Annotated in this window: 10 protein-coding genes and 1 pseudogene; 3 read left to right on the top strand and 8 right to left on the bottom strand. The window is 67.8% G+C overall.

Annotated elements, in window-relative coordinates; all coding sequences use genetic code 11:
• Positions 1 to 123 precede the first annotated feature (123 nt).
• The 3 genes and pseudogenes from HNR25_RS18460 to HNR25_RS27115 all read right to left on the bottom strand — a co-directional run.
• Positions 124 to 1,110: a terpene synthase family protein gene (locus HNR25_RS18460; RefSeq protein WP_184637129.1), complete on the bottom strand. Its 987-nt coding sequence runs from the start codon at positions 1,108 to 1,110 to the stop codon at positions 124 to 126.
• Between the two features lie 121 nt (positions 1,111 to 1,231).
• Positions 1,232 to 1,453: a hypothetical protein gene (locus HNR25_RS26095; protein ID WP_246463747.1), complete on the bottom strand. Its 222-nt coding sequence runs from the start codon at positions 1,451 to 1,453 to the stop codon at positions 1,232 to 1,234.
• A gap of 84 nt (positions 1,454 to 1,537) precedes the next feature.
• Positions 1,538 to 2,128: pseudogene (locus tag HNR25_RS27115) on the bottom strand (hypothetical protein); the annotation flags it as partial.
• On the opposite strand from HNR25_RS27115, the gene HNR25_RS18470 reads away from it, so the two are divergent.
• On the top strand, positions 2,046 to 2,216 hold the full coding sequence (locus tag HNR25_RS18470) for a hypothetical protein (protein WP_184637133.1): 171 nt from the start codon (positions 2,046 to 2,048) through the stop codon (positions 2,214 to 2,216). The pseudogene HNR25_RS27115 and the gene HNR25_RS18470 sit on opposite strands and share 83 nt — an antisense overlap.
• Positions 2,217 to 2,281: 65 nt before the next feature.
• Here HNR25_RS18470 and HNR25_RS18475 read toward each other — a convergent pair whose 3' ends face one another.
• From HNR25_RS18475 to HNR25_RS18495, 5 genes are all read right to left on the bottom strand, one after another.
• Positions 2,282 to 6,160, bottom strand: coding sequence for a beta-ketoacyl synthase N-terminal-like domain-containing protein (locus tag HNR25_RS18475; protein ID WP_184637135.1), 3,879 nt, complete (start codon positions 6,158 to 6,160; stop codon positions 2,282 to 2,284).
• A gap of 24 nt (positions 6,161 to 6,184) precedes the next feature.
• Entirely contained in the window at positions 6,185 to 6,946 is a 762-nt protein-coding gene (locus HNR25_RS18480) for an SDR family NAD(P)-dependent oxidoreductase (protein ID WP_184637137.1), read from the bottom strand.
• A 22-nt stretch (positions 6,947 to 6,968) separates the two neighbouring features.
• The gene (locus HNR25_RS18485) at positions 6,969 to 8,201 is read right to left on the bottom strand and encodes a beta-ketoacyl-[acyl-carrier-protein] synthase family protein (protein ID WP_184637139.1); all 1,233 of its coding nucleotides are present in this window, start codon (positions 8,199 to 8,201) and stop codon (positions 6,969 to 6,971) included.
• Positions 8,191 to 8,442: an acyl carrier protein gene (locus tag HNR25_RS18490; protein ID WP_184637141.1), complete on the bottom strand. Its 252-nt coding sequence runs from the start codon at positions 8,440 to 8,442 to the stop codon at positions 8,191 to 8,193. Before HNR25_RS18490 ends, HNR25_RS18485 begins: the two co-directional genes overlap by 11 nt.
• Before the next feature lie 1,445 nt (positions 8,443 to 9,887).
• A complete protein-coding gene (locus HNR25_RS18495) occupies positions 9,888 to 11,234 on the bottom strand; it encodes an NsdA family TPR-like regulatory protein (RefSeq protein ID WP_486387897.1) in 1,347 nt (448 codons plus the stop codon).
• Positions 11,235 to 12,221: 987 nt separating this feature from the next.
• Between HNR25_RS18495 and HNR25_RS18500 the strand changes: the two genes are divergently transcribed.
• Both HNR25_RS18500 and HNR25_RS18505 read left to right on the top strand, forming a co-directional pair.
• On the top strand, positions 12,222 to 13,763 hold the full coding sequence (locus HNR25_RS18500; protein ID WP_184637145.1) for a pyridoxal phosphate-dependent decarboxylase family protein: 1,542 nt from the start codon (positions 12,222 to 12,224) through the stop codon (positions 13,761 to 13,763).
• 252 nt (positions 13,764 to 14,015) lie between these two features.
• A complete protein-coding gene (locus HNR25_RS18505; RefSeq protein ID WP_184639526.1) occupies positions 14,016 to 15,095 on the top strand; it encodes an ISAs1 family transposase in 1,080 nt (359 codons plus the stop codon).
• Position 15,096: the final 1 nt, after the last annotated feature.

Genomic DNA, 15,096 nt, shown 5'->3' on the forward strand with positions numbered 1-15,096 from the left:
TACTCCCGTGGAGTTACACCGTTCTGTTTACAGTCCCTCGCAGCCGGCCACGAACGTCTCTACCACCTCCGTAAGGACGCGGAGGCGCACTGCGGCGTCGGAAGCTCGGGGCACTGGCCCCTTCTATGTCGATTGCTGGTAGCGAGGAGTGTGCGCACACCACCGGTGCCATCCGCCGAGCAGCAGCGCGAGGTCGTTGAGGTAGCGGCGTAGCGGTGGTCGGGCTACGTCGTAGAGTTCATCTCGCTGCTCGGTCTCGGTGAAGGCGTGAAGCAACGTCCGATAGAGACGGCGGGTGGAGTCTAGGCCGCCATCGAGAGTGGTGTGGTCGTGGTGCGCGTAGACGGTCGGATAATTCAGGGCGGCGCTGGAGGCAGCCGTCTCCTTTGGGCAGGAGGCGATGTCGTTACAGATGCCGATGAGGCGCACAGCGAGCTGGTTGAGTGCTTGGACGCCCGGATCGGACCAGATGTCACCGGGCAGGCTGGATCCGCGTGTGATAGTGATCAGGATCAAGGGCCACTCACTGATGGTGAGCTGGCGCAGGACGTCGTATTCCTGCGGTGTGGGGTAGGTGCCGGCGGCGAGGAGGGACGCTTCGCAGGCGGCACCCATGCTGTATGTGCGCCAGGCATTCCGAAGCCGGGATTGCTCTTCGGTGTCAGTGATGTCGACGAGACGCAGCCAGAGCTGCTGCAGTGCCCGGCACGATTCGTCATTGTGCACCGAGTTGCCCTCCAAGACCGCCTCCCAGCGCAGCAGCTGCCGTACAGCCGACTCGGCATCACCGCTGAGGGCCGGAGCCTCGATGCGGCTTCCGTCGAACTCGAACAGGTACAGCAAGACGCAGCCGGCCAGAGCCACCTTCGCGGCGTCGCCGTCGGGGTAGAGACCGGCGGCCAGGCGTCCGAAGCCGGCGTCTTGAGCGGACGCGAACTCGGGGAGCGCGGTCTGTCCGGTGGCCCAAGCGCGGACCTGCTGTTCGATCGCCGCTGCCTGTGCGTGCTCCGCGACGGGCAGGTCGGCCGGGCCGGACGCGATGAGTGGGCACGGTAGGCGGACGTTGCGGGTAACGACGGGGGATGGGTCCGGCCGGTTCTCGGCGTTCAAGGAATTCCTCCAGCGCTAACGGGCGAGCGGCACTGTGACCGGTCTGGAACGGCCCTGCCGCTGCTGGGCGTCGACGGGTTCGGTATCTACCGCCCCTCAGACCTGGTTCTGGCAGGCACGGTCATGGGCAGTTGGTTCGGGCGGAGGACGGCTGCGGGAACGCGGGGGTGATGGTGCGTACAGCGACCTCTGTGAAGAGTCCGGTAACGCAGCGGTCGATCTCGGAGATGAGGGCGGTGTCCAGGTCCGCACCGAACAGCGCCTTGAACGCCATGGCTGCGGAAAGGACAGGCAGTTCCTTGTCCATGGCGATGAGCCGACCATCGTGCCATGCGCCCGTCATGGCCTGTCCTGCTCGCCCAGGACGGTGCTGTATCCGTGCAGGCGGTCGTGGCGGAAAGCAGGGGAGATCAGGGCGCCGCTGCCGGCGGTGGACCGCCCCTTCTGAGGTGGCAAGTCCTTCCCCCACTACAGGACGGGCCTCGTCGTACATTCGGCCCTTGGAGTGCGAGGCGGCGTCGGTAGTGAGGACGCGGTGGAGCAGCGCCGGTGAGTTGACCAGGTATACCGGCTTCCGCCCGATGTAGAGGACGACGATGTCACCATGAGTCCGCAGCGAGTGCAGGGTGCTGGCAGGGTCAGGCAGCAGGTGCGGCACGTGGCCGAGTAGGGGGACCCGACCGGGAAGGACTCGTGGTGGCGAGGGGGAATCGGATGTCGCGGTCATGGGAGAGTCCCCATAATGAAGTCCGACGGCACGGTCGCGGTCATGAGGGCAGGAGCCACACGCGCCGCTGCCGGAGTAGGTCCGCCTCCGGCGCCGACGGCCCGAACTCCGCGTCGACCTCCAGCACCGCACGCAGTTCAACAGGGGGAACCTGTCGACTCGCCCCTCTCTGCGGTTCCCTGAAATCGATCCGTAATTACAGGCGGCCATGATCAAGCTCCAGGTCAAGACCTCGGGCGGGTGGCGAAGTCTGGACGGCGCCCGCCACTTGCGCCGGATCCGCTCCTTCATCTCCACCGCCGGGAAACAGGGGTACGCCGCGATGGCCAAGCTCACCGACTTGTTCGCCGGGAATGTCTGGCTCCGCTCAACCACCTGAACAGTTGTGCGGCTTCTGCCTGCGATTCCGAGAGGGAAGTGTTGTGGCGGCCGAGAAGCCTGAGATCACGCGAGGAGGGCGGCTATGCGGCTGATGTAGCCGTCGCGTCCGATGAACCCGCCGGCGCGGCCGGGTGGTACGGCGAGTCCGTCGATGAGCACGCCGAGGTTCCCGGCGACGTCTTCTGCCGCGTTCGTGCGGGCAGTGCGGAGGACGTCGGCGTCGCCGGGACGTAGCGATCCCTGGTTGAGGTGCCAGGCGGCGGAGTCGAGGACGAGGTCGAGCCCGTGAAGGCGTCGAGCCGATTCGAGCGCGCTTCGCCACGGACCGTTCATGGCGGCGATGAGGTGGTCGAACTCCTCGAGAGTGCGTCGTGCGAGGTGGACGCGGGCAACCTCCTCGATCTCGGCGAGGTAGGGGGTGGGATCGCCGGGGTCGACGCGGTGGCTGAGCTGGTCGGCGAGGACGCGCTCATGCAGGGAAACGAGGCGCAGTGTCGAGCGCGCGTCGCCCGTTCCAGGACCGTCGGGTGCGGGGACGGGCGAGGTGCCGGTTCCGTCGAGGAGCTGTTTCCCGGCCTCAAGCAGCAGGAGCCGGGTGTCGCCTCCGGCCGCGTGAAAGGATTTGGCCATGTCCTCGTAGGCGGTGATGCGATTGGTGTGCAGTACGCCTTGGAAGCCGCACAGCCGCCGGCACGTGGCGGTGACGGACTCCACGGTGGTGGCCGCGGCGGCTTTGGCGAGGGTGCGGTCGCGGTTGGCGGCGAGCCAGGGCGCGTAGGCGGTGCCGCTCTCCGTCCGGCGCGGCTCGGCGGCGCTGGTGCCGATGCGTTCGTCGGTGAAGTCGCGACGCACCTTCTCGACGTAGGAACCTGTGGCGTAGACGCGCGCGACCGCCGAGGCGAGATCGCTGCTGTGGGTGGTGAACCTGAGCGCAGGGGTTCCCGGATCGCCGATGATCCGCTGCGCGTTGTAGCGGAAGGCGATGGCGACCGCGGCGCGGGCGGCCGAGGCGAGGGCGACGGTGGCGAAGACGACGGCGGCATTGACTCCTCCCAGGGACCGGGCGAGCCGCTGCGTCGGCGTCAGGGGGTCGGTGACGCCGCTGCCGGTGATGACGGCGGTGTCGCGAAGCCAGTAGCCGAACGGGATCTCGGCGTCCCGGAAGCGGATCACCGAGTAGTCGAGTGGCACCGGCGCTGCGCCGGGCAGGATCGTCACATCGGCTCGGGGGTGCGGGAAGCGGAACGCGAACGCGTGGATTCCGTGGTCGGAGTCGTCGACGACGAGGCGGGCGTTGACGACCGCGGTGCGTCCGAGGCCGGTCCAGCCGACGTTGGGCATGATCTTCAGCGCAGCATCCTCGGGCGTGTGGAGCGTGAAGGTACCGCGCTCGCGGTCGTAGCGGGCCTCGGTACGGATGGTGGTCTGGGAGCCGCCGCGTCCGAGTTCGGTGGCGACGATCGCGCCGGGGGCCTCCATGGTGTCGAGGTCGGCGGTAAGGGCGTCCAGGTCGTCGTCGGTGTGCCCGCACTCGACCAGAGCGGTCGTGGCGACGCCGTAGTGCACCATGGCGGCGTGCATCATGGCGGGATCGACGATTCCGGCCCATTCCATGCCGGCCAGTAGGCGCGTAGGGGAGACGTGCAAGTCCCGTGCCGGGCCCAGGGCCCGGCCGAAGGCGTGGAGGCGGCGGTAGACGGCGCTGACGCCGGTGAGGTTCCAGGCGAACTCCGGGAGGTCGAGGAGTTCGTCGAGTTCGGCCCACACGGGCATGCGGTCGTGGAAGAGCGGATGCGAGGGCATTTCACCACCTTGCTGGACCGGTTGCGGCGAAGGTCGGGTAGGTGTTGCGGAGGGCGCCGGCGCTTCCCGGGCGGGTGGCGGGGAGTGCTCGTCCACCAGTTCGGTGTACCAGTAGCTCTGCAGATTCCACGTGCGCTTGGGGAGGCGCGGTGGCGTCGCGGCCTGGTCAGGCGGAGCGGCGAGGACGGCGTGGGCGTTGGTTCCGGAGAGCCCGAAGGAGGAGACGGCCGCCCGGCGACGACCGTCCACGGGCCAGGGTTCGCAGGCGGTCGGTATGCGAAGCGCCGAAGCGTCCCAGTCGATGGCGGGCGCGAGGGCCGTGAGGTGCAAGGAAGCGGGCACCTGCCCGTGTTGGAGGGCGAGGACGGCCTTGAGGAACCCCGCGAGCCCGGCGACGGGCTCGAGGTGGCCGATGTTGGTCTTGACGGATCCGACGAGACACGGGCGCGGGTCGGCGCCGTACACCTCGTGGAGGGCGGCGAGTTCGATGTCGTCGCCGGTTCTGGTACCGGGACCGTGGGCTTCGACGTAGGCGATCTCGCCGGGGCGGCGTCCTGCATCGGCGAGGGCTTTGCGCATCATGCGCACCTGGCCGGGGCCGCTGGTGGCGACGATATTGCGGCCGGAGCGGCCGTTGGCGTTGACCGCGCTGCCTTCGACGACGGCGTGAATCGGATCGCCGTTGTCCAGGGCGTCGGAGAGGCGCCGCAGGAGGACGGCGGCGACGCCTTCGCCGCGGGGGTAACCGTCGGCATCGACGCTGGCGAATGCGGAACGCCCGTGTGGCGAAAGGGCTTTCGCGAGGCCGTGGGAAGGGCCGCCGTGGGGATTGAGGATCAGGTGCGTTCCAGCGGCGACCGCGGTGTCGACTTCGCCGCTTCGGAGCGCCCGGCAGGCGGTGTGGACGGCGGTCAACGACGCCGAGCACGAGGTGTCGAGCGTGAGGCTCGGTCCTTGAAGATCGAAGAAGTGCGACACCCGTCCGGACAGGAAGCTCTTGAGTCCTCCGCCGGACAGCGTGTACAAGTTCGGCGTCACGTCGACGGTCGAAAGGTCCCAGTAGTCGGAATGGGATTCGCCGACCCAGATCCCGCTGCGCGGCCCCGCGAGGTCGGCGGCCGAGAGTCCGGCATCGTCGATGGACTCCTGGACGGTCATGAGGAGTAAGCGCAGGCGCGGATCCGAGCGGTGGGCCTCACGAGGGCCGAACCCGAAGTACCGGGCGTCGAACCGATCCACGCCGTCGACGAATCCGCCCGCGTTCATGATCTGCTGCTCTTCGTCGTCGCGGATGCGGTCGGCCGGGACGGGACCGACGGCGCTGCGGCCGGTACGGAGCAGTTCCCAGAAGGAGGCGGGGTCGGCGGCTCCGGGGAATCGACAGGCCATACCGATCACGGCGACAGGATCGGTGCGGTGCGTGTCGGCGGTGTCGCGTTCGACGATGCGGATCGATTCGTCGGGTTGTTCGGTGACGAGGAAATGTCCGGCGTCGACGAGATCGACGGAGATGTCAGCGTGGGTCGTCTCGCTCCATGCCGTCAGGCTGCCAGGGTCGAACAGCGGATCCCGCCTGCCGCAGACGGCCGTGACGGGACACGCCAGCGTGTGCGGTGCGGGTCGATAGCGCCCCACGGCCTCGGCGTCGGCGCGGATGGCCTCGACGTTGGCGCGGACCGCGTCGCGGGCGGATGCGGGGGCCCCACCCAGCCGGATGGCCTCATCGACCATGCCGTCGTCGGAAAGTTGGTGCTGGGAGGAGAACCGGCTCGGAGGCAGGTGGGGAGGCGGCGCGGAGAGAACGAACAACCGTTCGGGGCCGGTGCCGTGCCGCTCGCTGAGCAAGGCGGCGACGGCGTGCGCGAGCCACGCTCCCATCGAGTGGCCGAGGAAGAGGTAGGGCCCGGTTAGCAGGGGGATGACGTCGGAGGCGATGCCTTCGGCGAGTGTGTGCAGGGATGTGACGAGCGGCTCGTGCCGTCGCGGACCTCTTCCGGGCAGTAGCACCGGGAGCACGTCGGTACCGGGAACACGCCAGTCCCCGAAGAGGGACGGGGGAGCGCCCGAGTAGGGGAAGCAGAGCAGGTGCCGGTCGGCGGAAGAGTCGGGGGTGTGTGCGAGCCACGGAGTCGACGCCACGGCCCAATCCTTTCCGGGCGGGGGCTAGAACTGGCTGAATCCGCCGTCGACGCTGATCGCCGTCCCCGAGATCGCGGCGCTCTGCGGGGAGGCGAGTAGGGCGACGAGGGCGGCGACCTCGGCGGGGTCGACGATGCGACCGAGGTCGCCGGTGTAGTGCTGGGCGGCGGCGGTGAAGTCGGTGCCGGCGGTTTCGAGCGCGCCTTGCAGCTCGCGGGGGATCATCTCGGTGTCGGTCATGCCGGGGCAGACGGCGTTGACGCTGACGCCGCGGGCGGTGACCTCCTTGGCGAGGGTTTTGGTGAATCCGATGAGTGCGTGTTTGGAGGCGGTGTAGCCGGGAAGCCCGGCGACTCCGGACTTGCCCGCGATGGAGGACATGTTGACGATCCGCCCGTAGCCGCGAGGCAGCATGTGCCTCAAGGCGGAGCGGCACGCCCAGAACGTCGAGTTGACGTTGAGGGTGAAGGCGCGGTCCAGGGTGGCGTCGTCGAGTTCGGTGACGGGACGTCCGTCGTCGGTAACGCCGCCGGCGTTGTTGACGAGCACGTCGATGCGGCGGTGCTCGTCCACGGTCTGCTCGATGAGACCGGCGATCTGCGCGGGGTCGGTGGCGTCGCACTCGATGTAGCGGACACGGCTTCCGCCCAGGTCGGCGACCGCCTTCCGGCCGCGTTCAGACGACCGGCCGGAGATGACGACGGTGGCACCGCTGGCGAGAAGCTTTTCCGCGCAGGCGAGCCCGATGCCTGCTGTACCACCCGTGATGATTGCGACGTTTCCCATCGAAGCGGCTCCTTGTGAAGCTTTAGCTGACGGTGAAGGCGAGGACGGCGTTGTGGCCGCCGAATCCGAAACTGCTGGAGACAGCGTTTGCGAAAGTGTGTGGCCGGGCGTCGCCGATGACGAGGTCGAGGTCCTCGGCCCTCTCGCACGGTGTGCCGAGATTCGCCACGGGCGGCACGGTTCGGGTGTGCAGCGCGAGAGCGGTATAGGCGGCCTCGATCGCTCCGGCCGCCCCCATGGTGTGGCCGGTGACGCCCTTCGTTGAGGTCACCACAGCGGTCGGTGCCGTGGCGGCCACGACTCCGGCTTCGACCGCGTCGCCCGTGGGGGTGGAGGTAGCGTGGGCGTTGACGTGGGCGATGTCCCGGGGCAAGAGCCCGGCGTCGTGGCACGATCGGCTGATCGCCTCCTTGGCGCCGCGACCGTCGGGGGCGGGCGAAGTGATGTGGTAGGCATCGGACGTGGTTCCGTACCCGGCCAACGTGGCGTAGCTGCTGATGCCGCGGGCGGTGGCGTCGGACTCGCGTTCCAGCACGAGGACTCCCGCCCCCTCGCCGATGACGAACCCGTCGTGTTCGGCGTCGAAGGGCCGCGAAGCCTGGGCGGGCGGGAACCGGTTCCCCCGCGACAAGGCCCGCAGCTTGTCGAATCCCGCTACCTGCAGCGGCGTCACGCTGGCGTCGGTGCCGCCGGCGACGGCGACGTCGGCGGCACCTGAGCGCAGCAGCCCCAGTGCGGTGCCGATCGCCGTCGCGCCCGAGGCGCAGGCGGTGGAGACGACCATGGCCGGGCCGGTGGTGCCCAGTTCGATCGACAGGATGCCCGCAACCATGTTCGCCAGGGCGTTGGGCAGGAACCGGGCGTTCACGGCGTCCGGGCCCTCGGCCATGAGGCGTGCGTGGTTGTCTTCGAGCGTCTGTACCCCGCCGAACGCGGTCCCCATGACGACGGCCACGCGGACCTTTGGCATCGCAGTCGGCGTGAGGCGGGCGTCGTCGAGGGCTTCTTGCGCGGCGACGAGAGCGAACTGCGTGCTGCGGTCGTATCGGCGGGAACGGCGCCGGCCGGTGAGGCGGCCGGCGTCGAATTCGTCGGGCACGGTACTGGCGAATCCGACAGGTGCGTGCGCGAGGGAGCCGCGGGGGCCGGCGGTCGGAGCCCCGGAACAGACGGCCGTCCAATTGGAGGCGCGTCCGACGCCGGCGGGAGTGACGAGCCCGATGCCGGTGACCGTGACCGGAGGGCTATCCGTCACGGTGCTCAGCTCCCGCCTTCCCGGAGACGACGGCGACGACCTGCTCTACAGTGCTCTGTGCGGTCAGTTCGTCTTCCCCGATCCTGATGCCGAACTTGTGCTGGAGGATGTCGCCGAGTTCGACGGCGGCGACGGAATCGACCCCGATATCCTCAAGGGTGCTTCCCGATTCCACCTCGTCGACTGGGATATCGAATTCCTCGCTCAACACGCCGGATACCTCTGCGGATATATCAAGCAATCTGGTTCCTTTTTCGAATTTGCGATCCCGTAGTGTGCGCGCGCCGAGCATCGATGTCCTTAGGCGCGTCGTCGGTGTGCGAACGAATGCGACAATCCGCTTCTTTTCGTTCGCCTCTGGAAGCGACTCCATTCCAGCGTGCACAGTCCGCAGGGCGGAAGGGGGAGCGCAGGCGAACGTGTCAATGATCGGGGGCAGGCTCAACAGGTTCAGTGTGTTCGCGGCGTTTCATCGCTTAAACATTCGGAAGATCCGGTGTGCGGGGCGCGTTCCCGCCTCCGGCGCCGGTGGCTGCCAAAGCCTCGGGACCGCGCCCCTCTCGGATCGAGGGCGCTGCCATCGCCCCGGATGCGCGGCTTCACACGGTGTACTGAAGGTGCGGTCTTCCCGCTGGCCGTCCGGCGCCGCGAGCCGCGGTCATGAACGACACGAGGGCCTCTTCCGTGCCCAAGCGCCGTTTCCAGCCCGCCGTCGAGGCGGCGACCATTGGTGCCTTATGGGTTCCCTTTTCGTGAAATAAATGGCCAAGCCATGCGATGTGGGACCGCGTTTTTACTCAAGATTGCCCTATTTTGGTTCGATTGATGAAACATGCGTTGTTCGAGGGGAAATTCAAGAGACTCTTTGGAAAAACATGCGGATGCGGTTTCGCCGGTTTCCGATCGGCGATAACCATATCGCTGGGGGTGATCCTCCGGAAACCGCTTGAGTTCCATACGATACGTGAGGGCCGCTGTGGGAAGAACACGGATATTGGTGTGGCTCGCCGCATCCGGTGTGCGTCAGGGCGAAATCGTCGTATTGCACTGCTTCCGCGATCCGCACCGGGGCTGGGTTCCCAGCCCGGCTGCGCCGCTGGTCGCGGCCCATGCGAGCGGCCGAGGACGCGAGGTGCGCACAGGTGACCTCGACATGGCCTCTGAGGCCCAAACGGGGAGCGCGACTGTCTGCGCTGCCAGCTATATCGATCCCCGAACCGGTCTTCCTGCCGGCGTGGCGATAGGGGCCCGCGCCGACGATGCCGGGGCGATGGCGATCGCGCGCGACGTCACGGAGTCCTGGATGGCCGTCATGCGGTCACGGCGCCTGCTCCTGTGCAACGGGCGTTGTGGGTCCGGGTGCCCCCGAATCGACTCGTCCGACGTCGTCTTCGTAGTCGGGGACGCTCCTGCAGAGGAGGCCTGCGGCAGTGCCGTTCGACCCGAGCACCCGCGTGCGGCGGCGACACACTTCGTCGACGAACGCATGGCCGTCGCACCGGAATGGCTCGCTGGACGTAGGGATGTCGGAGCGGTTCTGGGGGAGAACGTCCGCGCCACGCTCGTCCGCACGCTGATCAGTGCCCTCGACGGGTTGGGGCCGGTAGTCGTCGACCCGTGTGTGCCCCGGGATGGCGGGGTGGGCATCCAGGAGCCGTCATCGGTCGATGCCAAAGGCAATCCGCGTCATCGCGTTCCGGTATCGGGCCGCCAAAGTGCGGTGGCCCGCGCCAGTAGTCCGCGTCCGACATCATGAGCGGTGTGGGGCCGGACGCGGGCCCGCAGGACGGCGAGTGCCGATCGAGCCCGTCCGCTGCGGATCGAGGGATAGATGTCGAGGAAGCGGTGCCAGTTCGACGCCGCTTGTTCGAGTTGTCCCTGATCCAGATGGTGCTCGGCAAGGCGCGCGCAGACGAGCGCTGTCGAGCGTCGCTCGCACGCCGGGCGCCACTGCACTGCGTTCGTGAAATCGAGCGTGGCGCCGGACCTGTCCCCGAATAGGCTGCGGACGACGGCGCGCTGATGGGCGAACGCCGCCCAGTGGTAGGTGACAGTTCCGGGGCGGCTTGTTGCCGACTCCATATACCGCTCGGCCGAGTTGAGGCAGGAGAGCGCCGTGTCCCGGTTGTCCCTTCCGGCGTGGGCGACAGCGAGCTGGCCGTGCAGGAAAGCGCTCGACGCGTCGTCGATGCCGCGCGGAGCCGTATCGACGGCCGCGTCGGCAAGATCGAGGGCCTGGTGACGATGTCCGAGATGCCACGCCTGTACGCTCATCGCACGCAGCGTCACGGCGTAGCCCCACGCGTCGGCACCTTCAGCAGCGAGCAGAAGCGAAGTCCGGTAGAACCGTTGCGAAATCCCGTGCTCTTCCAGGTCGAAATAGGCGAAGCCGCACAGGTAGCAGAGCCTTGCAGAGGTACGAAGCAGCCGGCGTCGTGTGTCTGTGCTGACCGGAGAGCGCAACCAGGGGGAAACGGTGCGGTGAAGGTACTCGCCGAGGAACGGTGCGACCCGTGACGCGCCGTGTATCGCCTCGATACGGGAGAAAATCTCCAGCATCTCCTCGCTGGTCTCGAGCTCGTCTTCTCGCACAGGTCTCGAATGCGGGGTTTGGCGGTGCGCCGGCGGAGGTTCGGTTGCGGGTCGCCACGCCGGAACGTTCAGGTCGTGCAGGTTGAAGACGTATCGATGATCCGATCCGTTCTCGACGGAGGAGCCGAGCCTCTCGACCTGGGTCACCGTATCGCCAGCTCCCGGTCCCGGATCTGCGGAGCCGTCGCTGGCGAATCCCGCGTCCGCTGCGGTGACCGTCCGGGCCAGACTCCGTGACAGGACCTCCGCCACGAGGTCGGGCACCGGCCACCGAGGGCGGGTCCCCGACCGCCACTGACTCACCGAGGCGCGCCCGTACCTCAGGCGCAACCCTGTTTCAGCACCTATCGCGTTTACCCTCTTCGCCAGCTCCTCGCCGCTCAGTCGCGCTTCCTGCTGTAGCCGTATCAGACTCTGATTCGATACGGGTTCGTCCACCATGACCGACCGTCCGTAGGGGCGCTGCGGAAGCTCCGCCAACCGGCCCGGGCGCCGTAACACGCCGTTCCTTCGATGCCTGCGATATCGAATTCTACGGATTTTGCGGTGCTTGCTCGCTATGTATGGAGCCACTCATGTCTGCGTGAGAAGTGACATGTTCGTGGCGCATATGTGAGCAAGCGCGAATCTGAATCGGTGACGGCCGTGCCCGGACGCCGCACCAGGGCGGACAGTCCGTTCCAGGACACGTCATCGATGTACGCATCGGCGCGGTGGGGGGAGAGAGATGAAGAGAGAGGAGGGCGACACGCGGCGGCGCCACCGAGGGAGCCAAGCGGGTGGGCGTAGCCCATGAGTGTGTGCGGCCCTTGCGCGGAGGACAGCTGCCTGGGCGGCGGACGGCCGGGTGGGCCGCCGATACGCGCTGACCAACCCGGACCGCACCGGGGCCCGTTCCACCTGCCCGGGATCGGCATGCACCAGGCGCCCAGGCGCGGTCTGCCGCGTCACCACTGCGCCGGCCCGCACAAGCTCCCGCCCCCGCCCCCGCCCCCTTGGTTCCTCGGGGCTGTGTGACCGGTATCCATGCCGGCGATAGCAGAGAATGCAGTCGCCTTGTACCACATCGCTTCCTCGGCCGATACACGGCAGGAGGAGCCCGGAGCCGCCCTCGTGGGGTGCCGCCCCCTTCTGCCCGGCCCGCCCCGCTGAAACGCCGGGGACGCGACGAAACTGTTTAATTCAATACAAGTTATCGACACCTCTTTTAAAAGCTTCCCTTTCGTTTTTCGGGTACTTGGGGTGGACTGAACCGAAGAGATCCTTTATCTCCTATGATTGCTGAAGATTCCGAAATCGTTGTCTATGGAACTTTGTTGTCCGTGTGGATGGGCTGTATATTCGCTGATCCCATTGTCCGTTCGGTGGACCGACGAGAAAGTAGAGAATGCTTGGATGTGTGATCGCGGGATCCACGTAGGCGAAAGCATGTCGGCGACAGGTGCCGCCGCTTCAGGATCGGCACGGGCACGTGGCCGCTGTGCACCCCACGAAGGATCCGAATACCTGGTTTCCGCTGAGACCGCCGAGCAGCTGCGCCAGGTGATGGTCCACGGCGTGAACCGGCTAAGCGAGTGGCTATCCCGCACCAGCCGTCCCGGGACCGGCACTGCCCCCGGCGAACTGCGACCGCTCGTCGAGGGCGTCGACCTCGACACTCCGCTGGGCAGCACGGCGGCTGCACTGGCCGAACTCGACCATCTTTATCTCGCCGACGCCGTCCGGTACGACGATCCCCGATACGCCGCCAACCTGAGCTGCCCGGTCGTAATCCCGGCCGTCCTCGCGGAAACCGTACTGTCGGCCCTCAACACGTCCGTTGACAACTGGGACGACAGTGTCGGAGCCACGCTCGTCGAGCAGCGCCTCATCCGCTGGACAGCGGAACTGATCGGATTCGGTGCCGGCGCGGACGGAGTGTTCACCTCCGGCGGCACCCAATCCAATCTCCACGCACTGCTGCTGGCGCGAGAAATCGCCGCCGATTCCGCTCGCAACTGCGATCCCGGGATTCGAACGGTACATGTACTGCCCCGGCTGCGGGTTCTGACCTCCGAGCACTCCCACTTCAGCGTCGCCCGGGCCGCCGAGCTGATGGGCCTCGGCAGCGAGGCCGTTGTCGCTGTTCCCACAGACAACCAGCGGCGGATGTGCCCACGCGCGCTCTCCCGCGCTTTCGAGGACTACCACACCGCGGACACGACGGTCATGGCCGTCGTGGCGACCGCGGGAACAACCGACTACGGCAGTATCGACCCGATTACCGAAATCGCCGCGCAGTGCCGGGAGCGCGGCGTTTGGCTCCATGTGGACGCCGCGTACGGCGGCGGGCTACTGGTATCTCCGCGCCGACGCAATCTGCTGGCAGGGATCGAGATGGCAGATACGGTCACCGTCGACTTCCACAAGACCTACTTCCAACCGGTAAGTTCCAGTGCTCTGGTAGTGCGCGACGGTGCCGTTCTCGGCAGGCTCACTCATCACGCCGTTTTCCTCAACCCGGCCGACGATCCCAATCCCAATCTGGCCGACAAGTCCCTGCAAACGACTCGCCGCTTCGACGCCCTCAAGCTCTGGCTTACTCTTCGCGTACTCGGCCCCCGTATGATCGGGGCGATGGTCGATGCGGTGATCGACCTCGCCGACGAAGTATGGGGCCTGCTCGACGCCGACCCCCGATTCCGGGTGCTGGTGCGGCCCAGCCTGTCCACTCTGGTCTTCCGTTACGAACCGACCAAGCACGGGCCCCCTGAGGTGATGGACGCCGCCAACCGGCACGCCCGGCATGCGCTGCGCGTCTCCAACGCGGGGGTGGTGGCCGCAACGTCGGTCGCCGAAAGGACCTACCTCAAGTTCACTCTGCTCAATCCTCGGGCCACCGTCGGTGATTTTGCCGGGCTGATCGAGGACCTCGCCGGCCACGCGCACGCCTACACACTGGGCACGGCCGACTCAGCCGACAACGATTAGGTGGGAGGTCAGAGCGGAGAGAATCGACGCGGCCTGCCCCGCCCGCAGTGCTGACCGCATGGGAGGCCTGAGTCTCCCCAGGGCTGATTCAAAGTCGTCTGGTGAGAGCGATGAAGCAGGTCACGGCATCATGACGATCACGGCGATCGGCCGACATACAACAACGGAGCTCCTGTAGAAGCGCGGGGACACAACTCTCCGGCTCCACAGGAACTCCGTTGCCCCACCAGTCTGCCACCGCCCCAGCCCGCCATCGGCGACCTCTCCCAACGCCTCACCGCCGTGGACGACCCGCGCGACGAACGCGGCCTCCGCCACGAAATCGGCACCGTTCTGGCCACCGCGCTGTGCGCGCTGCTGTGCGGATCCCGCTCGCTGCGCGCGATCGGCCAGTGGGCCGCCAACACGCCGCACCACACCCGCGCCCGCCCGGGCTGCCGCGTCACCGACCCGGAACTGGGCGTGCGCACCGCGCCCAGCACCTCCACCATCCGCCGGGTCCTTCCGGCCTGTGCCCCGGCGAGCGTGGCCGCCCTGTCCCGCCCCGAGGCGGCCGACACTCTGGCCATCGACGGCAAGACACTGCGCGGCGCGGCCACCGCCGATCAGGCGGCCGCCCACGTCCTGGCGGCCCTGGATGCCGGCGGCCGCATCGCCGCCCAGGTCCCCGTGGCAGGCAAGACCAGCGAGATCACCGCCGTACAGGACCTGCTGGGACCGCTCGACATCGGCGGGGCCTCGGTCACCGCCGACGCGCTGCACACCCAGAGGACCACCGCCCGCTACCTCGCCGAGCAGCGCGGGGCCGACTACGTCCTCACGGTCAAGCGCAACCAGCCCACGCTGTTCGACAAGGTCAGAAGGTTGCCGTGGGCACAGGCCCCCACGGGCGACACCGACCGCCACCGCGCACACGGCCGGGCCGAGACCCGCACCGTCAAAGCGCTGAGCATCGAGGGCCTCGGATTCCCCCACGCGGTTCAAGCGGTGCGCATCCGCCGCCACGTCATGGACCTGCGCACCGGCAAGGTGTCATGGACCTGCGCTTATGCGGTCACCAGCCTTGAGGCCGAGCAGGCCGGGGCCGCCCGGCTGGGCGCTCTGGTGCGCGGCCATCGGGCGATCGAGGCGCTGCATCATGTCCGCGACACCACCTTCGCCGAGGACGCCTGCAAAGTCCGCAGCGCCCACGGGCCGGCCAACCTCGCCGCGCTGCGCAGCCTGGCCGCGCTGCTGCTCTCCGCGCTGGCACGCCCGACCATCCCCGATGCGATCCGGTGGGTCTCCTACGCGTGCTTCACCCGCCCGCTCGATCTCATCGGGATCGCCTGAC

It is taken from the genome of Streptomonospora salina, from assembly GCF_014204715.1.
Classification (GTDB): domain Bacteria; phylum Actinomycetota; class Actinomycetes; order Streptosporangiales; family Streptosporangiaceae; genus Streptomonospora; species Streptomonospora salina.